Genomic DNA, 16,503 nt, shown 5'->3' on the forward strand with positions numbered 1-16,503 from the left:
TGCAGGCTTTCTTTGTGTCTGGTATCTTGGGGTCCGGTACCATTTTTAAAATTCGCCGATACAGAGCTAGAAATGGAAAATGGTACCGGACCCCGAATCATGTGTTGACATAAAACGACTTCTCCTTTATTATAGGGTACTGTACCAACACGCTTCAACGCGTAAAAGCGTTTAAGTGTGTTGGTGAATGTACCCATTCCATTTAACAGCAAGATGAAGGAGAGATAGATATGAACAGCAGGATTTCTGCACCAGGGTTAATCGCGGTATTATTTTTGTTATTCGGCATCATGTTTTCAAGTTTGGTGCTATTAAAGGTGGAGCCGCATGTTCCGCTAATGATTTGTGTCATTGTTCTTGGAGCGTTTGGCATGATGAGCGGGGCAGGTTGGAAAACAATTGAAAAAGGACTAATACAAGGCATTACGAGCGGATTATCTCCTATGCTCATTTTATTAGTGATCGGTTTCGTGATCTCCAGCTGGATGATGAGTGGAACGGTTCCGACTCTGCTGTATTATGGAATGGATTATATTCAGCCTGAATGGTTTGCACTCAGTGCTTTGTTTATTACGATACTCGTTTCAACTTTTACAGGAAGCTCATTTACAACAATCGGTACCGTCGGAGTCGCACTCATGGGCATTGGCCATGTAATGGGAGTGAATCCTGGTATTGCAGCCGGAGCCATTGTCTGCGGTGCGTGCTTCGGTGATAAGATGTCGCCGCTTTCTGATTCCACAAATCTAGCGCCAGGAATTACAGGCGTGAACATGTTCACCCACATCCGCCATATGATGTGGACGACTATACCAGCTTTATTCATTACGGCTGTCGTTTTCTTTTTTATTGGAAAGGAAGACGTTGCAGGAAATGCAGCAGAGCTGGAAAACATTCGCCAGACGCTTAAAACACAATTTCCAATCAGCGGGCTGACGCTTATTTCACCGCTCGCTGTGATGATTCTCGCTTTCATGCGCAAGCCAATCGTCCCGACACTGCTGGCTGGTGTCGCGCTTTCTACCATAACAGCGTTTGTGTTAGTGCCCGACCTAACACTCGCCAAAGCAGTGAACGTCCTGCAAAATGGTCTTCAGATGCAAACAGGCAATGCAGCGGTTGACAGCATCGTAAACAAGGGCGGATTGATTCCAATGATGTGGTCGATCTCCTTGATTATGATCGCGCTCTCGCTCGGCGGGTTGTTTCAAGTGCTGGGAATCTTTGAAAGATTGATAAATGCGATCGAGCATAAGCTTCATAAAGCAGGAAACTTGATCGCAGCGACAGTCGCCTCTTCTATCGGCGTGAATGCACTGACAGGAGAGATGTACTTGTCCATCATGCTGCCTGGACAGGCGTTCAAGCAGCATTATGAAAAAGCAGGCGTACCTTTGAAAAATCTATCACGTACACTGGAGGATGCAGGAACACTCGTGAATCCGCTCGTACCTTGGAGTGTGAGTGGCGCGTTTATCGCCGCCACGCTGAATGTACCTGTGCTGGATTACGTTCCATTCGCCATTATGCTTTGGCTGTCTCCGCTATTCGCGCTGTTTTTCGGATACACCGGAATTAGTCTTGGTTTAAAAAAGAAACAAACCAAGGAAGGTCAAGCAGCGGCTTAAATAAATGATATAGACAGTAATATGAAAAGTCCCTCATCATGTAGGGGCTTTTTTATTTAGTAATGATAATTCGTAAGTAAAATCCTGGCGCGCAATCACTTCTGCAAAATATATCCTTTTATTATGGGGCACCTGTATAATTAAATTGACAGGAGGTATTAAGATGAAACAAATCATACAATCTACAAATTTTCCCAGAACAAAGTCTTCACTCATACGCGACTTGAAAGAACTTGGCGTAAAAAAAAGAATGACACTTATCGTGCATTCGAGCCTGAAATCAATTGGCTGGACAGTAGGCGGAGCCGGCGCAGTTGTAGAGGCTCTAATGGATATCGTGACGGAAGAAGGAACGATCGTCATGCCTGCACACAGCGGTGATTTATCCGATCCGTCACATTGGCAGAATCCCCCCGTACCGGAAAGCTGGTGGCAGACCATCAAGGACGAGATGCCTCCGTTCAATCCGGATACTACACCTACATGGTTTATGGGGCAGATCGCGGACATGTTCCGCTGCTATCCTGGTGTAAAGCGCAGTAATCACCCGACGTTGTCCTTTGCGGCATGGGGAAACAAACGTGATGAGATATTAAACGATCACGCCTATGACTTAGGATTGGGAGAAGAATCTCCGCTTTCGAGAATATATGACGTTAACGGATTGGTGCTGTTGCTCGGTGTCGGATACGACAGCAACACGTCCATGCACCTTGCCGAGCACAGAGCACCAGGCTTAGAGCTAGAATGGTCGGGCAGCCCGGTCATGGAAAACGGCAAGAGAATTTGGAAAAGCTACAAGCGTGGCGTGTATGCGGACGATCTTTTTCCTAAGATAGGTCAAGCTTTCGAGCAATCCTATGACGTTCATAAAGGTAAGATTGGTTCGGCGGATAGTGTGTTGATGAATCAACGAGAGCTCGTTGATTTTACCGAATCGTGGCTAAGGAACTATTATCAGAAAAATTCTTAATAGGCTCAAACAGGTTTATGACTCCCGAAGAAAAGGAACTTCACTACCGTATAAAATTTTTCTACGGGAGGCGTTCGTATGAAGTTGAAGGATATTATGACAAGCAGCATTGAAACGTGTGAGCCTAGTACGCCCATTCAAGAGATAGCTGGATTGATGAAGTCTCTTGAAGTCGGTTCTATTCCCGTTTCTGTAAATGGCGAACTCATCGGGATTGTTTCAGACCGTGATATTGTGACTCGCTGTGTAGCAGAGGGAAACATCGAAGGATCGGCGCGCGATGTGATGTCCAGTAATCCCATATCAGGACAGCCAGATATGTCGATTGAAGATGCACAGCGGCTGATGTCTCAGCATCAGGTTCGCCGTCTTCCTGTGCTGGAAAACGGAAATGTGATCGGCATCGTTTCATTAGGCGATCTCGCAGTAAAAGACTATGACAACAAGAAAGCAGGAGATGCGCTTACGGAAATCTCCAAATCTTAATCATCATCAGAAACCGTTCCTCCTAGAGGGATGGTTTTTATTATCTCTAAATAATTTTCTGCACATTCAAACGTTTACGAATATTTTAAAGTGGTACATTACATCCATAGTCGAAAATATTCTGCCATAACAAAGGCAACCTGGAGGTAATAAACGTATGGGAAAAAGCATCGTAGGTGTTTATGAGACAAAGGACGAAGTAATCGAAGCGGTTTCTGAGCTAACGCAAAAAGGGTATAGCCAGGATGACATTCTTGTCTATACGAATGGCGAAACGAAGGAATATATGAACTTTGATAATGATGCAGCAGGGTATGAAACATCGCGACGAGGAGTGGAAGAAGAATCATTTCTTGATAAGCTGAAAAATACGTTTACAGAAGAAACAAAGCATTCTACCACTACAGAAGAGCAGCTGAAGAGCATGGGAATTGCTGATGGAGATGTTATCGCTCATTCTTCTCATCTGGAAAATGGTAAGATTGCCGTTATAGTGGATGACAACACGACGCTCGAAAGCTATAGCGACACGAACGTTAACCAAGAATTGCTGAATCAAGAAAAAAGCTACACAGGAACGGACGATTTATACAATAAGGATACAGAGGAAGAACGAATCAGGCTGCGCGAGGAGCAGCTCGATGTCCAGAAAAATACGGTTCAAACAGGGGAAGTAGACATTGAGAAAACAGTTGAATCCCGTCAAGAAACAGTCGAAGTGCCGGTGAAAAAAGAAGAAGTGTACATCGAGCACCGTTCTGTTAACCAAGATCAGGACTATGATGGAAAACCAATCAATGATGGTGAAACGATCAGAGTTCCCATTCGTGAAGAACAAATTGAAGTGACGAAAAAACCTGTCGTAACAGATGAAGTCGTCATCGGCAAAAGAACGGTCGAGGAAACGAAGCAAGTGTCCGATACGGTGAAGAAGGAAGATTTGCTCGTTGATGGGGAAGAAGCTACTTCACGCAATAATGAACGCTACAATAAAGATTAATAATGAAAAGAAGCGGTGCCGCATCTACTGCGGTACCGCTTCTTTTCAATTAACTGATGGTAATGACTTCATGCTTGGCGGCAAGCTCCACAAAATGCCCCATGCTCGAGATCTCGCCTGCCGTCAGCTCGTTTTCAACACCGTAATAGTCCACGCATGTCTTACATGCATAAACGCTAACCCCTTTTTCTTGAAGCTCCTTCGCATGAAGAGAAGTCATAGACTGATTGGTGAGACAAAATACACCGCGGTTCATGAAAAAAACTGCGACTGGCAGTTCCAGCTGCTGCTTCAAAACTGTAAAAAACGTCTCCATCACCGTTTCGCCTAGCTCTGTCTCCCCCTTGCCAAACACATCTGACGTCACAAGAATCACTTTATTTTTCATCATGGCACCTCGTTTACTTTATTTTTTACTAACCATCTTACCATAAAGAAAATTTGGCTGACGCCAAGCGTTAAAGTCAGCCTTAGTTGCCCTTACACTATGTACGTTAACTTTTTTGCCGCGGCGAGTCATCATCTTACAAAAAAGCTATGCTTTCCTATAGTGTTAAAAAAACCTTCATTCAGGGAATGAAGGTCACTGTTCGTCTTCTATTTCAATATCAATATAGTTAGGCAGTGCTTTTTTAGGGATGGCTATTTTGAGGACACCATCACCGAATGTGGCGCGCAAGTCTTCCTGCCTTACACGGAATGGAAGTGGAATCACCCGTTCGATACGCTTTACTTGGCTGGCAGTCTGACGCGTCTTGTTCAGTGCATTTTCTAGCTGTGTCGTTTCATTCCGCTGAGCGACAATCCGGACAGCCTGATCGAACACTTCAAGTTGAATATCCTTCATCCGGTAATCTTGAAGGTGAGCTTGAATGATGTAAGTGTCTGGTGTTTCATCGGTTTCCACCATGAACGATAGATTCTCCATGATCTGCTTATATTGAATGAAGCCTTTATCCACCAGATCTTCAAATGATTTGAGCCAGCTTGAAAGAGAACGGTCGTTAAATGAAAGCATATCTTTAACCTCCCTAAAATGGTTTAAGCGTTGCCGGCGTTGTTAGAGTCAAACGCATCAGTATCGATCGTGTTCGTCCCGCTGATGACTGTAACGGTTTGAACAAAGTTTCCTGTATTTCCTCCTCCTGCACCACTGTACGTTTTACCGGTGCTTTTCGGATTAATGATAAAGCTGTCGCCAAAGTTCACCTGGCCGTTTGCGGAGTTGATGTTGATGGGTGCAACAATCAGTGAAGGCATGCGGTCTGCTCCTCTCCAGACTTTTCTGCATCATATGCTGCATGGCGCCCAAGTGTGACTGCTTAGAGTGAGTAACCTTTTCTGGGCTGTCGCATAGGATGATTACGGAAATGAAAAATAGGCGGGTGATATCCCATGCCGGCGATTGTAGGTTCCATTTCAATCAACTCAATCGGCAACAGCTCGGTGATGAATATTGGAGACGTTCAATCCATTAATCCGATCAGCTATGCGAAGACATATGCCGGTGCCGGGTCCTTTAATACGGGCGAGGCCGTTCATGTTCAGAATGGCTACAGCATGACGTACACATATGACGGCGACAACAATGACCAAAACATCGTGGCCAACAATTAATAATCCCTTTTGGAGAAGCATATATTTTCTTTTAGAGGGGTGTGTGCTTGATGAACGATCAGTTCAATGTGTACAGCTATATACAGCAAGTTCAGGAATTGGTTTCCGCACAAAATGAGCGGATTGCTCGATTGGAAGTCCAAGTAAAGGAGCTGTCAGGCCAGATTGCAGAGTTAAAATCGAAGCCTCCGCAGAATATTGAATATAAATTCGATCAGCTGAAGATCGAGAGGCTGGATGGAACACTTAACATTGGCATCACGCCATCATCTGATGATGCGAAGGATCTCGTTGAACAGTTTTCGGCAGGACAGAATACCATTTCCACCGGCAGTACAGAGTGGCAGACCTCAGATCCTTTTTTCAGTGACGTCAGGAGCGGTCTGGAGGACTATTTTAAAGAAGAGATCATTGCAGAAGTGAAAAAGCTGGAGAATGAAATGAAATTTCCACTTGAAGAGTCTTATCGTATCTTCATGGTGGAAGACATACAGCGGCAAATCCCTGAGCGTCTCGAGCATTACCGCATCAAATATGATCCGCAGGACGAAGAAGGCAAGCAGATGATTGTACAGAAAACAAAAGAAGATGTGATGAAGTCGATTACAGCCTTTATGGAGCATCTGAAAAAGAGCATGACAGAAGGTGGTGGAGAAAATGAATTTTCAAGTAACCAACATTGAATTAAATGTCGGCAGCATTGAAGTCGGCCGAGTTACTCTTTCTTCGCTCTTTATCATAGGAGATGCCGAAACGATCAGGATGGGAAGTCTCTTTGATACTCCGCCAGAAACGCTTGTAGTCGGTCCAGATCTGGTGCCAATTACAAGGGCAACATAATGAAAAGAACCTCTGTCGTCCATTCCGTAAATGTTAAAGTTCTAGATAGTGCGGCCGTTGTCGAAGCTGGTGACAGCGAGTTCATCAATAATGTTTCCTATGCGATTGCTCTGCAAAGGCAAAATTCACGGTTCGGTTCGCTGGATCTTCCTTTTGAAAAGTACAATGCCTTCACGTCGACCATACCCATTCCAGAAAATATATCTCCCGTAAGGAAAACAACATACAATGAACATCCATTTATTACAGTGGGTAACGTACGATCTACCGGTTTTGCCAACTCTGCCGTGTTCCACATTGGCAGCACAGGCGATGTGAGGATGGAATCACGCGCATTGCAGATCCGTAACTTTGTTAAAATGCCGCCAGGGGCGAAAGTGAGGGGCGGGCTATGAATCTATTTGTCAGCCAGAACATTGTGATACACCAGCTCAAGGTAGAGGGGATATCGAATTCTTCTGTGCTCCAGATAGGAAGCGCGGGGATGATTACACCGGTTTCGAATTTATACAATTCGGGTGGCTATACACAGACCGCCCCTCCTATTATCCCTGCACCACTGGTGCCGCTCGCACCTGCCACGTAAGAGAGGTGATGGACCGCCATGGACCAATGGAAAGATATGCTGGAGTGGAAGAAAATCGCGGATCAATATCTCGGCCAGTCTTTTTTTCATCCTCAAAACATGATGGACAGGACGAAAGAAGGCCAGTCCAGCAGTTTTGCCATGAACATTTACGAATCTCCGCACGAGCTGTTATGCGTGGCGGCCATGCCTGGAATTGAAAAGGACTCGGATGTTACCGTTACGGTAGAAAACCAGATGCTTAAGCTTTCCGGCCATGTAACCATTAAGAACGGCGTCTTTAAACCAGTGGTGGAAGAGTTTAGCGGTGGCGCGTTTGAACGTGAACTGCATTTGCCTTGTGCGGTAAGAAAAGAGCAGGTAAGTGCATTTTATCTAAAAGGATTTCTTTATATAAGGCTGCACAAGATGAAAGACCAGCATAGGCAGCCTACTAGGATTGACTGGAAACGGTTCGGAGAATGAGTGAATCAGTTGACAATAACTAGCAATCTTATTTAAAATGAAAGAAAGATGTAAGTCTATGAAAGGTACAGGTATATCGTCCAATGCGCAATTAACTCCTATTTTCTGGCACATGCTGAATATTTTTTCACATAGAACGCTAGATAGGATTTCTTTGCCCATTTTTCGATACGCCTGTTTTTTTATGCCCTTATTCTTGACGTTAAGGGATATTTTTGGCGTACTCTCGGCAACGGTCCTCTCTAGTCATGGGAGGTTTTTTTTATGTTATTGGAAATGTTGAATGTGGAGCATTCCATCAAAGGGGAATTGCTTTTCAAACAGGAACACCCTGTTACGGTATACCGAGGAGACAGGATCGGAATCGTCGGTCAAAATGGTGCAGGCAAGAGCACACTCATGAACATGATGACAGGAAGGGAAATGCCCGATAAAGGAAGCGTGACCATTCTCGGCACAACGGCGATCGCCGCACAGCTGGAAGATTATGATTATACGCTTTCTGCTAAGAGTGAAAGCATTTGGGGCATCGCACAAGTGGAAGAAGCCTTTATGAGCGGAGGAGAAAGAACACGCAGGAAAATTGCGGCTGCATTCGAAATCAACCCTGATATTCTGTTCCTCGATGAGCCGACAAGCCATCTTGACAGAGAGGGAACAGTTCAGCTTGAACGGGAACTCGTCCAGTTTCAAGGCGCGGTTCTCGTCATTTCTCATGACCGTGAATTTTTGGACAACGTGTGTTCATCCATCCTTGAGATAAATGACGGCAAGATCATGCAATATTCAGGCCATTATTCGGATTATAAAAAACAGAAACAGGCCGAGGAATCACGAAAGCAATACGAGTATGACGAATTTGTTAAAGAAAAAGCCAGGCTAACAGAGGCTATGAAGGAAAAGGAGAAGAAAGTAAAATCAATGAGCTCCAAGCCCACCAAGCTGAGCAACAGTGAAATGAAGCTTGGAAAAGGAGGATTTCAAAGCAAGAAAAAATCAATAGACAAGACGGTTAAGGCGATGGAGAAAAGAATTCATCGCTTGGAGGTGAAGGAAAAGCCTCATTTAAAACAGCCAATCGTGTTTGATATACAATCATTCGAACCCATTCATAGCAAAACAGCCCTTTCCATCGAACGGTTAACCTGTTCGGCTGGCAGCAGACGTATCCTAAACAACGTGACACTGCAGCTAAAACCTGGCCAAAAATGTGCCGTAACCGGGAATAATGGCACAGGGAAATCCACGCTGCTGAAGGCAGTTGTGCAAAACGATACTCCAGCGGTCCGCCTGTCTCTTCGTGCAGAGGTGGGATATTTCAGCCAGAATCTTTCTGTGCTCAATGAATCGCGGTCCATTTTGGAGAATGTGAAAGATACGAGCCCTTATAAGGAGGAATTCATTCGCACGGTGCTTGCGAGAATGCTGTTTAAAAGAGAGGACGTGCACAAGCCGGTTTCAGTGTTGAGCGGCGGAGAGCGGGTGAAAACAGCGCTCGCGAAGCTGCTCTTAGGAAGCTACAATTTCCTTGTGCTCGATGAGCCGACGAATTATCTCGACGTTTTCACCCGTGAAGCTCTTGAGGACGTTCTCGCCGCCTACCCAGGTACCGTATTGTTCGCGGCACATGACCGCTATCTTATTGAAAAAGTGGCAACGCACATCTTTTCTATCGAAAATGGTGTAGGGCACCTGGCAGCTGTCGAGGATATAGAAAGAAAAGCTGGTGGAAACACTGAAAGCAAAGAGGATATCCTTCTTTTAGAGATGGAATTGACGGATATCATCGGAAAGATTTCAACCGCAAAAACGGAGGAAGAGAAACAAGCCTTAGAAGAGCGTTATCATGCTTTGGTGCAAAGCATTCAAGGTTTAAAATAAAAGCGGCTGTAAAAAAACAGCAGGACAGCTGTCGATTTACTGTCCTGCTGTTTGTTGCTCATTATTCTTGTTTGATTGGGGGTTCTTCTTCATCCGTAATATTTGTTGTGGGTCCGATCTGGTTTAAGTCCGTTTCATCTGCAATTGATCCGCCCGCCATTCCTTCATTGATCATTCGGTCAATATCGAGATATAAACTTTCTTTTCCTTCATACGGTTTATCTTTATTAGCCATCCAAAACGCCTCCTTCATAAGAAAAGGATGTCCACTTTTTTATGAATTATAGCAGGGGGTCCGGTACACTCATCTTAAAAATGAGTGTACCGGACCCCTGTTAGTTAGGTTTACAACCAGCCATGCGCGGGAATAGATTCCGTGATACTAGCTGGGGGTGTGTGCCGTATGATTAACTATTATGAAGTGATTGAAAAGTATATTGAATTGATTCGAAAACGCCATTGGCGAGGAGAGCTGGCTGCTAAGCAATATAAGCGTAAGCTTGAGCTCATTCACTTATGGCTGATCCGTGATTCTGTTCAATCGTATGCCAGGTTTAAAAAATAAGACGAGAACACTTGACTTTCCTGCTTTTTGGCCGATATTCTACTCAGACAACAAGGTAACAGGAAGGTGCAGCATGACTAAGGTGAACCAAGATTACAATGAGACCCCATATTTTAGAACGTACGTAACGAACGTATTCTCCGTCCTGTTCGTTTTATATGGCATCGTTATGCTCGTTAACAAGCCTGTATGGGGAACGGTTATTGCCGTTTCAGGCGGTATTCTCTGGAGGATGAACAGCAGAGGAAGTAAGCTCAAGTCACTTGCTGTGCTCCTGGCGGGTGCGCTGCTTTTCCTTTTAATCAGCAGGCTGTTCTGGTATAACGGACTGCAAGTCATGAATACGTCCGTTTTGTTTGTTCTTCAGGCATTTTATTTTACGGGAACCGTGTTTGGGCTTGGATCACTCTATTCCGTATTGACCAGTATGGATAAGAGTGTGGAAAAGAGACCGATCTCCAAATATGTTGTACATGGCGTGTACTTTTTAACAGGACTTCTCATTCTGCCATATTGTCTTTTCTATTTTTATGGCATTATCATTTTTGAAGGAGTGCAGCCAGAGCTGCTGCTCCCCGTTGCTATTTTCTTTTGCTGGCTGCTTCTTTACATAGTTCAGACAACCATTTTCAATTGTTCAAAAAGGAAAGCATGGAGCGGCATTAGCCTGATCACCGTGCTTACATTATACGTGGTCACAAGATGGGCTGAAATCATATAAAGAAAGAGCCGCACCCGGGATTCCCGGAGTGCGGCTCTTTGCGTATTAGCGGTCCTTTAATTTTGCGAGAAGATTTAAAATTTCGAAGTACAGCCACACGAGTGTAAGCATCAAGCCGAATGCGCCGTACCATTCCATATATTTAGGTACTCGTTGCTCTGCACCATGCTCGATGAAGTCAAAATCAAGCACCAGGTTCAAGGCCGCAATACCGACGATAAACAAGCTGATTCCAATCCCGATCGGGCCAGATTCATGCAAATAAGGAATCGACATGCCGAAGAAGCTCATCACAAAGCTAGCCAGATACACGATGAAAATACCCATTGTCGCACCAAACACCATCAAACGGAAGTTGTGGGTTACGCGTATAATACGGAACCTGTAAGCGATCAGAAGGGCAAAAAGAGTGCCGAACGTCAGCATCGCCGCTTGAAGGGTAATGCCGCTGAACTGTGCTTCAAACTGTGCAGAAATACCTCCGACAGCCATCCCTTCAAGAGCAGCGTAAACAGGTGCAAGAATAGGAGCAGTCTTTGGTACGAAAATAACAATAAGAGCAGCAATCAATCCGCCAATCAAGCCAATCATCATCAAATGGCCAACAGGCTTGCCATCAAAGTACTGTCCCCAGGTGTAAAAGGCAGTACCAAGCAGGATCGCAAGCATGATGAAAGCCTTGTTTACCGTCCCGCCAAGTGTCATGGCTGAATCGCCGCCAAGACCCCTATGCTTTGTAAATGTTGAAGATTTTAAAGAAGGGTTTGCACTTCTCATAATACGTTCATTCCTCCTGAACTGATTAAGTATGTCTTAATACTACTATATACGGTACGAGACTGAAATGGTTTCAGACCATTAAAGTGTGCTATAGCCTTTGCTTTTCTTGAATGCCCTGCCCGTTAAAATATTCTTCGCATACCAGACAGGAGCAACGATCAAGTAGATAGGATTGGACAAGAATGATGGCTTTTTCCCTTCAAACATATGACCGATAAGCTGCAATATCCAACCGGCAACGAACATGGTAAGTGCAAGTTTCCATTGGAAAAAGAAAAGCGGAAGTGACACGATAATCATCGGTATGCCAATGGCATGGGTCGCTTTATTGAGGGGATGCTGATGATCTTCCTTGTATTGCTCGACAAATGATTTTTTTTCGCTCATGTGTAATTCATCCTTTTTCCTCTTTTCTTCGCGATTATTCATCCATTTCCTCTATAGCCATACAGGACTGATTGACTAACTTTGACGTTTACCGTCAAAAAAACCCAAGTTTACCTGTATTATTATGTTGAAACAGTTAGGCCGGACAAGTAAGGTTACACCTATTTTAAAAACATGAAAGGAGGTGAGTGAATGCGAATTTCGAGTCTTGTCATTCAAGGCTTGGTTGCAGGGACCATCCTGTTCCTTCCTTCTGTTGCGTTTGCCGATAAAGGCATTGATTCAGGAGAACAGGAGCGCGGCAGGAGCGGTTTCGCGAAGCAAAATGAAAACGCTGCTAATAAACCTGCGCCTCCAGGAAAATCGGTGAGTGATCAAGTGAAAAGTGCGGAACGCAAACAAGTTCCGGCAAAAAGGCCTGCAGGTCATAAAGGACCAAAGCAAAAAAGTGTTCCTGAGTCTGTAAAGCAAGCTGCACCCGCTTCCCAAAACGCAAAGAAAAAGGAACAACCGATTAAGAAACAAGTGCAAGCCCAACCAAAGAAAATACCAGCAAACGATTCCTTACATAAGCAAAGTGTGACGGCAGCAAAACGTGTACCATTGCAGCCGCTAGAGGAAGCACAAGCAACGATCGTGCCTCAGTCTAATAAAAAAGTGGAAGTGAAAAAGGCTCAGGTTATCTTTTCTGTGCCAGCGAAAAAGAGAGTGCCAGTTCCGGTACCAATCAAAAGCTCAAGTATCCCGCAGGATCAGGCCGTGCTGGTTCAAACACTGCAAACTCTTCAAGCATCCTCTAAAGACAAAGAACAAGGTGGAAAGTCCTCTTTATTTATGAAGGGAATGCTGATGTTTTCTGAAAAAGAAGATGAAAACGAACCGTTGCCGTCCTTTTTCTCACGGCTTGACTTGCTCCGAAATCAATGGGTGAATGCCCCGCCTTCAGAGCCGCCAAGATTTGCTCTTTTATTTTTCAGCTAATTGAACGTAAACCATGAAAAATGAAGGAGCGAAAAATGATGATGAAAAAAAATAACCGTGTTTTTGTTAGAACTCTTGTATTTGCAGGTGCACTAAGCCTTGCGGCGATCGTGGGTGCCGGAACAGCAGATGCTTCAGGCAATAAGCCTGAAGGGAAAGGCAAACCAGCTGCTGTTCAGCATGCCCACAAAGCACAGAAGCCTGCCGCAGCTAAGCCTGCTGCCAAGCCTGTAAAAGCTGAAAAGGCTGTGAAACCTGCCAAAGCATCGAAACCAGCAAATACAAAGGATAAGTCTCACTCACAAGCAGCAAAACATGCCAGCGAGAACGCGAAAAAGCATGCAGCGCCTCAATCAGCTGTTCATGCACCAGTCCCTGTCCCTGCTGAGCCGCCGGCTGCTCCTGTTGAAGAAGTAAAAGAGGAAGGGCCAGAGGTTGTGGTGGAAGCTCCTGTAGAAGAGCCGAAAGCACCTGAGGAGACGGAAGAAGTTGTCGTTCCTGCTCCAGAAGAAACTCAGCTGCCAACTGAGGAGGAAAAGGAAGAATCTGAAGAGCAAGATACCGACACACCTGAAGCGGTTATAAAAGAGAAGAAAGAAAAGAAAAAGAAAAAAGACAAAAAAGAGAAGAAAAAGAAAGCAAAAGAAACAGTGAAAGAAATTTCAGATGACGATGCTGTAAGGGAAGACGAAGGCTCTTCTGAAGAAGATACAGAAGAGGAAGAAGCTGAAAACGTGAACCCTTCGCTTCAAAACAAGGTCAACTCTCAAGCGGCAGAAAACGCTAGCGAAAATGCAAAAAAGCATGCCGCACCAAACTCTGCCGTACACGCGGTTGACGCTGCTCCAGTACAGGAAGCACCAGTAGTTGATGTCCCTGCTACAGAAGTACCAGCTGAAGAAGCGCCAGTAGCGGAAGTGCCTGCTGCAGAAACACCAGCTGAAGTAGCTCCAGTAGTAGAAGTTCCCGTTGAAAAAGCACCAGTAGTTGAAGTTCCAGTCGAGTCCCCGGCAGAAGAAGTACCTGCCGACAAGGAAACACCTCAAGTGGAAATTCAGCCAGTTACAGAAGTTCCAGCTCCTTCAGAAACGAAAGCTTCTGTTTCTCAGCTGAACAAATCGGCATCAAGTGCGGCTGCTCATGCGAGTGAATCAGCCAAAAAGCACGCTTCAGCCAACTCTGCGGTACTAGCCGTTCCGTCAGCTGATGAGGAAAAAACAGAACAGCTCTCAGAGGAAATCGAAATCATCACAGAGATGCCTGTTGTGGAAGAAGAGATTACGATCGAAGAAACAGTCGTCATTCAATAAAATGACATGACCATCCATTGTGCCTCGTGTGGCACAACGGATGGTTTTTTGTTTGCACTTTAAGAAAGCATAACTTTTTACTAAATGAGATATTCGGCGCAGACAAAAAGTTTTCTTTAATACGGCTCATAGTCTCTTTTATCAATTTAACACTGTGGCCGAACAAGCTTTATGGAACTGGAATAGTTTGTAGTAGTTCCTTTCATTCGTTTGTATTCAGAAAATAAGGGAACTATAAACAGGACGAAAAAGGAGGTGGGATGATGCTTAAAGTAGGAGATCAAGCACCAGATTTCAGCTTGCCGTCAACAAAAGGGGATGATATCGCCCTGTCTGATTTTAAAGGAAAAAAGAACGTGCTTGTTGCTTTTTATCCGCTTGACTTCACCCCTGGCTGAATTAAGGAAATCACCTCTTGGAAAGAGGATTACAAGCGTTTTGAGGAAGCCGATACAGAAGTGCTGGCAATCAGTGTGGACCATATTTATTCACATAATGTATTTGCCGCAGCTCTCGGTACACTTCCCTATCCTTTGCTCGCAGACTGGCACAAAACGACGGCCAAAGCATTTGGAGTATTGAACGAAGAGGATGGAACCGCCATCCGCTCTTGTTTTGTCGTCAATAAAGAGGGCGTTCTTCAGTACTGCAACACCGAATTTGACGCAAATAAACAAGAGATGTACGAAGAAGTATTTTCAGCATGTGAAAACTGTACAGGAGGACTTTCTAAATGACACAAGAAAATGAGAAGCAGCAAAACGAAACAGCACACGCAGAAGAGAAGATTAACGACTTTTTTTACGGTGACAGCAAGGAAGAAAACACACCACACACGACCGATTATATGAACAACGAAACTGCCGCTATCAACATCGCCAAGCCAGAGCGCGAGAACGAATAGTAGGAATAAGTAGTTCGTTGTCCGGTACCGCAAAAAGACAAGATCATAAAAATGTCCATACCAGAAGGACGAGCTAAGGGCAGCTGTGAACATCACAGCTGTCTTTTTGCTATGTGTGAAGTAGGTTCCGTTACTATGGTAAGATAAAGATAAGATCACTAGAGGGGAATCGGACTATGAACATTTTTTTAACAGGAGCAACCGGATTTTTAGGAGGTAAGCTTGTTAGAGGGCTTGCCGAACAAGGGCATACGTTATATATCTTAGCTAGAAACATGAACAAAGCGTCTGAGCTTTTAGCTTCTATAGATACAAATGATGCGAGCATTCATATCGTACAAGGCGACATCACGCGTGAAAATCTAGGTTTATCTTCGGAGCAGCTGGAGGACCTGACAGGTGAAGTGGATGTGTTTTATCATATGGCCGCTCTCGTCAAGTTCGATGCAAACCTGCATGAAGAACTGCACCAGATCAATTTTGAGGGTACACGGCACGCTTTGGAAACAGCCAAGCTTGTCCAGACTAAGCGGTTTCTCTACGTTTCTACAGCCTACACACTCGGAACGAGGGAGTTTGGCGAAGAGATGCTTTATCCGATAACCGGTCCGTTTAACAATCCATATGAAGAAAGCAAGTGCAAAGCCGAGCACCTTGTGTTTCAGTATGAAAAGCATTTCGAAGTGCTGATCCTTCGCCCTGCCATTATTATTGGTGATTCGGAAACCGGCGAGGCAGATTCACAGTTTACAATGTACGGTTTAATGCGGAGTCTGGAAGTGTTCAAGAAGAAGATGGAACGTAAGCAGAAGGGCAGCCAGGTATTCCGGTTGCTTTGTGAGCCTGACAGCACACAAAATCTCGTACCTGTTGATTATGTGGCGAACGTGCTGCATGAGGCGATTGTTTTCGGTGAAGACGGGGCCATCTACAATATTACAAGCAGCACCCCTCCAAACAGCATCATTGCATTAACCATCATTTGCGAAAGACTCGGCATCGACAACATTACTGCGGCACCTTTTGAGGATGAACATCGTCTAACAGGGGAAGAACGCTCACTTAATGACATGATCAGCGTCTACCGTAACTACCTGACACGAAACATCCAATTCATTAATAAGAACACTGCTGCCATGTTAAAGCAGGCAGGAAAGCAAGTGTTGAAGATGGACGACGATATGCTCAAACGGATCGTCAGAGGATACGAAAAATCGGTTAAGTGATTCATTAGCTACTGCTCATTTTGCGGTAGCTTATTTATTTTTTAAAAAAATAAGTCTATCGTCACGTAATAAATTTTATTAATAGGTAAAAAGACACATTCTAAAAAGCTTGGAATATGTTACCTTTCTTATAGCAAGAAAAAACAGAATATT

General features: G+C 44.5%; 24 protein-coding genes. 18 read left to right on the top strand and 6 right to left on the bottom strand.

Annotation, left to right across the window (positions count from 1 at the left end; all coding sequences use genetic code 11):
• The first annotated feature begins 230 nt into the window (after positions 1-230).
• The 4 genes from nhaC to ACFQPF_RS18135 all read left to right on the top strand — a co-directional run bounded on the left by nhaC (position 231) and on the right by ACFQPF_RS18135 (position 4,087).
• Positions 231-1,628 (top strand): Na+/H+ antiporter NhaC, encoded by a 1,398-nt coding sequence (gene nhaC / locus ACFQPF_RS18120; protein WP_379751619.1) that lies wholly within the window; start codon positions 231-233, stop codon positions 1,626-1,628.
• Positions 1,629-1,785: 157 nt separating this feature from the next.
• Positions 1,786-2,601 (top strand): AAC(3) family N-acetyltransferase, encoded by an 816-nt coding sequence (locus ACFQPF_RS18125; protein ID WP_379751771.1) that lies wholly within the window; start codon positions 1,786-1,788, stop codon positions 2,599-2,601.
• A 78-nt stretch (positions 2,602-2,679) separates the two neighbouring features.
• Positions 2,680-3,087, top strand: a complete 408-nt coding sequence (locus tag ACFQPF_RS18130) for a CBS domain-containing protein (RefSeq protein ID WP_379751621.1) — start codon at positions 2,680-2,682, stop codon at positions 3,085-3,087.
• A 157-nt stretch (positions 3,088-3,244) separates the two neighbouring features.
• Complete coding sequence (locus ACFQPF_RS18135) at positions 3,245-4,087, top strand: YsnF/AvaK domain-containing protein (protein ID WP_379751623.1); 843 nt, start codon at positions 3,245-3,247, stop codon at positions 4,085-4,087.
• 49 nt (positions 4,088-4,136) lie between these two features.
• On the opposite strand, the gene ACFQPF_RS18140 is transcribed toward ACFQPF_RS18135, so the two are convergent.
• The 3 genes from ACFQPF_RS18140 to ACFQPF_RS18150 form a co-directional block, all read right to left on the bottom strand.
• Positions 4,137-4,475, bottom strand: a complete 339-nt coding sequence (locus ACFQPF_RS18140; RefSeq protein WP_379751773.1) for a DsrE family protein — start codon at positions 4,473-4,475, stop codon at positions 4,137-4,139.
• A gap of 195 nt (positions 4,476-4,670) precedes the next feature.
• On the bottom strand, positions 4,671-5,105 hold the full coding sequence (locus ACFQPF_RS18145; protein ID WP_379751625.1) for an Hsp20/alpha crystallin family protein: 435 nt from the start codon (positions 5,103-5,105) through the stop codon (positions 4,671-4,673).
• Positions 5,106-5,128: 23 nt separating this feature from the next.
• On the bottom strand, positions 5,129-5,347 hold the full coding sequence (locus ACFQPF_RS18150; RefSeq protein ID WP_379751627.1) for a spore germination protein: 219 nt from the start codon (positions 5,345-5,347) through the stop codon (positions 5,129-5,131).
• A 135-nt stretch (positions 5,348-5,482) separates the two neighbouring features.
• On the opposite strand from ACFQPF_RS18150, the gene ACFQPF_RS18155 reads away from it, so the two are divergent.
• From ACFQPF_RS18155 to abc-f, 7 genes are all read left to right on the top strand, one after another.
• On the top strand, positions 5,483-5,704 hold the full coding sequence (locus ACFQPF_RS18155) for a spore germination protein (protein WP_379751629.1): 222 nt from the start codon (positions 5,483-5,485) through the stop codon (positions 5,702-5,704).
• 50 nt (positions 5,705-5,754) lie between these two features.
• Positions 5,755-6,387, top strand: a complete 633-nt coding sequence (gerPC, locus tag ACFQPF_RS18160; protein ID WP_379751631.1) for a spore germination protein GerPC — start codon at positions 5,755-5,757, stop codon at positions 6,385-6,387.
• Positions 6,362-6,544, top strand: a complete 183-nt coding sequence (locus ACFQPF_RS18165) for a spore gernimation protein GerPD (protein ID WP_379751633.1) — start codon at positions 6,362-6,364, stop codon at positions 6,542-6,544. Before gerPC ends, ACFQPF_RS18165 begins: the two co-directional genes overlap by 26 nt.
• Positions 6,544-6,939 carry a spore germination protein GerPE gene (locus ACFQPF_RS18170; protein WP_379751635.1) on the top strand — a complete coding sequence of 132 codons (396 nt, stop codon included), beginning with the start codon at positions 6,544-6,546 and terminating at the stop codon, positions 6,937-6,939. Before ACFQPF_RS18165 ends, ACFQPF_RS18170 begins: the two co-directional genes overlap by 1 nt.
• Positions 6,936-7,130 (top strand): spore germination protein GerPB, encoded by a 195-nt coding sequence (locus ACFQPF_RS18175; protein ID WP_379751637.1) that lies wholly within the window; start codon positions 6,936-6,938, stop codon positions 7,128-7,130. Before ACFQPF_RS18170 ends, ACFQPF_RS18175 begins: the two co-directional genes overlap by 4 nt.
• An 18-nt stretch (positions 7,131-7,148) precedes the next feature.
• Entirely contained in the window at positions 7,149-7,595 is a 447-nt protein-coding gene (locus ACFQPF_RS18180) for an Hsp20/alpha crystallin family protein (RefSeq protein WP_379751639.1), read from the top strand.
• A gap of 264 nt (positions 7,596-7,859) precedes the next feature.
• Positions 7,860-9,476 carry a ribosomal protection-like ABC-F family protein gene (gene abc-f, locus ACFQPF_RS18185; protein ID WP_379751640.1) on the top strand — a complete coding sequence of 539 codons (1,617 nt, stop codon included), beginning with the start codon at positions 7,860-7,862 and terminating at the stop codon, positions 9,474-9,476.
• 61 nt (positions 9,477-9,537) lie between these two features.
• Here the strand turns inward: abc-f and ACFQPF_RS18190 are convergent, their stop codons facing one another.
• The gene (locus tag ACFQPF_RS18190) at positions 9,538-9,711 is read right to left on the bottom strand and encodes a hypothetical protein (RefSeq protein WP_379751641.1); all 174 of its coding nucleotides are present in this window, start codon (positions 9,709-9,711) and stop codon (positions 9,538-9,540) included.
• Between the two features lie 168 nt (positions 9,712-9,879).
• On the opposite strand from ACFQPF_RS18190, the gene ACFQPF_RS18195 reads away from it, so the two are divergent.
• Both ACFQPF_RS18195 and ACFQPF_RS18200 read left to right on the top strand, forming a co-directional pair.
• Complete coding sequence (locus ACFQPF_RS18195) at positions 9,880-10,041, top strand: hypothetical protein (RefSeq protein ID WP_165766884.1); 162 nt, start codon at positions 9,880-9,882, stop codon at positions 10,039-10,041.
• A 73-nt stretch (positions 10,042-10,114) separates the two neighbouring features.
• A complete protein-coding gene (locus ACFQPF_RS18200) occupies positions 10,115-10,762 on the top strand; it encodes a hypothetical protein (protein WP_379751642.1) in 648 nt (215 codons plus the stop codon).
• Positions 10,763-10,807: 45 nt separating this feature from the next.
• Here the strand turns inward: ACFQPF_RS18200 and ACFQPF_RS18205 are convergent, their stop codons facing one another.
• Together ACFQPF_RS18205 and ACFQPF_RS18210 are read right to left on the bottom strand one after the other, a co-directional pair.
• Positions 10,808-11,539: a Bax inhibitor-1/YccA family protein gene (locus tag ACFQPF_RS18205; RefSeq protein WP_379751644.1), complete on the bottom strand. Its 732-nt coding sequence runs from the start codon at positions 11,537-11,539 to the stop codon at positions 10,808-10,810.
• An 81-nt stretch (positions 11,540-11,620) separates the two neighbouring features.
• Positions 11,621-11,929 (bottom strand): DUF962 domain-containing protein, encoded by a 309-nt coding sequence (locus ACFQPF_RS18210; RefSeq protein WP_379751646.1) that lies wholly within the window; start codon positions 11,927-11,929, stop codon positions 11,621-11,623.
• 192 nt (positions 11,930-12,121) lie between these two features.
• On the opposite strand from ACFQPF_RS18210, the gene ACFQPF_RS18215 reads away from it, so the two are divergent.
• From ACFQPF_RS18215 to ACFQPF_RS18235, 5 genes are all read left to right on the top strand, one after another.
• On the top strand, positions 12,122-12,910 hold the full coding sequence (locus tag ACFQPF_RS18215) for a hypothetical protein (protein ID WP_379751648.1): 789 nt from the start codon (positions 12,122-12,124) through the stop codon (positions 12,908-12,910).
• Between the two features lie 35 nt (positions 12,911-12,945).
• Complete coding sequence (locus tag ACFQPF_RS18220; protein WP_379751650.1) at positions 12,946-14,220, top strand: hypothetical protein; 1,275 nt, start codon at positions 12,946-12,948, stop codon at positions 14,218-14,220.
• 263 nt (positions 14,221-14,483) lie between these two features.
• A complete protein-coding gene (locus ACFQPF_RS18225; protein WP_379751775.1) occupies positions 14,484-14,957 on the top strand; it encodes a redoxin domain-containing protein in 474 nt (157 codons plus the stop codon).
• A complete protein-coding gene (locus tag ACFQPF_RS18230) occupies positions 14,954-15,124 on the top strand; it encodes a hypothetical protein (RefSeq protein WP_379751652.1) in 171 nt (56 codons plus the stop codon). The genes ACFQPF_RS18225 and ACFQPF_RS18230 overlap by 4 nt, the downstream gene beginning before the upstream one ends.
• A gap of 176 nt (positions 15,125-15,300) precedes the next feature.
• Positions 15,301-16,350 (top strand): SDR family oxidoreductase, encoded by a 1,050-nt coding sequence (locus ACFQPF_RS18235; RefSeq protein ID WP_379751654.1) that lies wholly within the window; start codon positions 15,301-15,303, stop codon positions 16,348-16,350.
• The last annotated feature ends 153 nt before the right edge of the window (positions 16,351-16,503 follow it).

The organism is Fictibacillus iocasae (genome assembly GCF_042665465.1).
Lineage (GTDB): Bacteria > Bacillota > Bacilli > Bacillales > Fictibacillaceae > Fictibacillus > Fictibacillus iocasae.

Excerpts from the sequence above, each read along its gene's own strand:
- ACFQPF_RS18235 (WP_379751654.1), top strand. The coding sequence starts at position 15,301 with ATGAACATTTTTTTAACAGGAGCAACCGGATTTTTAGGAGGTAAGCTT.
- ACFQPF_RS18135 (WP_379751623.1), top strand. The coding sequence starts at position 3,245 with ATGGGAAAAAGCATCGTAGGTGTTTATGAGACAAAGGACGAAGTAATC.
- ACFQPF_RS18210 (WP_379751646.1), bottom strand. The coding sequence starts at position 11,929 with ATGAGCGAAAAAAAATCATTTGTCGAGCAATACAAGGAAGATCATCAG.
- gerPC (WP_379751631.1), top strand. The coding sequence starts at position 5,755 with ATGAACGATCAGTTCAATGTGTACAGCTATATACAGCAAGTTCAGGAA.
- ACFQPF_RS18215 (WP_379751648.1), top strand. The coding sequence starts at position 12,122 with ATGCGAATTTCGAGTCTTGTCATTCAAGGCTTGGTTGCAGGGACCATC.
- ACFQPF_RS18175 (WP_379751637.1), top strand. The coding sequence starts at position 6,936 with ATGAATCTATTTGTCAGCCAGAACATTGTGATACACCAGCTCAAGGTA.
- ACFQPF_RS18155 (WP_379751629.1), top strand. The coding sequence starts at position 5,483 with ATGCCGGCGATTGTAGGTTCCATTTCAATCAACTCAATCGGCAACAGC.
- ACFQPF_RS18140 (WP_379751773.1), bottom strand. The coding sequence starts at position 4,475 with ATGAAAAATAAAGTGATTCTTGTGACGTCAGATGTGTTTGGCAAGGGG.
- ACFQPF_RS18130 (WP_379751621.1), top strand. The coding sequence starts at position 2,680 with ATGAAGTTGAAGGATATTATGACAAGCAGCATTGAAACGTGTGAGCCT.
- ACFQPF_RS18190 (WP_379751641.1), bottom strand. The coding sequence starts at position 9,711 with ATGGCTAATAAAGATAAACCGTATGAAGGAAAAGAAAGTTTATATCTC.
- ACFQPF_RS18170 (WP_379751635.1), top strand. The coding sequence starts at position 6,544 with ATGAAAAGAACCTCTGTCGTCCATTCCGTAAATGTTAAAGTTCTAGAT.
- ACFQPF_RS18220 (WP_379751650.1), top strand. The coding sequence starts at position 12,946 with ATGATGATGAAAAAAAATAACCGTGTTTTTGTTAGAACTCTTGTATTT.
- ACFQPF_RS18200 (WP_379751642.1), top strand. The coding sequence starts at position 10,115 with ATGACTAAGGTGAACCAAGATTACAATGAGACCCCATATTTTAGAACG.
- abc-f (WP_379751640.1), top strand. The coding sequence starts at position 7,860 with ATGTTATTGGAAATGTTGAATGTGGAGCATTCCATCAAAGGGGAATTG.
- ACFQPF_RS18180 (WP_379751639.1), top strand. The coding sequence starts at position 7,149 with ATGGACCAATGGAAAGATATGCTGGAGTGGAAGAAAATCGCGGATCAA.
- ACFQPF_RS18195 (WP_165766884.1), top strand. The coding sequence starts at position 9,880 with ATGATTAACTATTATGAAGTGATTGAAAAGTATATTGAATTGATTCGA.
- ACFQPF_RS18165 (WP_379751633.1), top strand. The coding sequence starts at position 6,362 with ATGAATTTTCAAGTAACCAACATTGAATTAAATGTCGGCAGCATTGAA.
- ACFQPF_RS18205 (WP_379751644.1), bottom strand. The coding sequence starts at position 11,539 with ATGAGAAGTGCAAACCCTTCTTTAAAATCTTCAACATTTACAAAGCAT.
- ACFQPF_RS18145 (WP_379751625.1), bottom strand. The coding sequence starts at position 5,105 with ATGCTTTCATTTAACGACCGTTCTCTTTCAAGCTGGCTCAAATCATTT.
- ACFQPF_RS18230 (WP_379751652.1), top strand. The coding sequence starts at position 14,954 with ATGACACAAGAAAATGAGAAGCAGCAAAACGAAACAGCACACGCAGAA.
- nhaC (WP_379751619.1), top strand. The coding sequence starts at position 231 with ATGAACAGCAGGATTTCTGCACCAGGGTTAATCGCGGTATTATTTTTG.
- ACFQPF_RS18150 (WP_379751627.1), bottom strand. The coding sequence starts at position 5,347 with ATGCCTTCACTGATTGTTGCACCCATCAACATCAACTCCGCAAACGGC.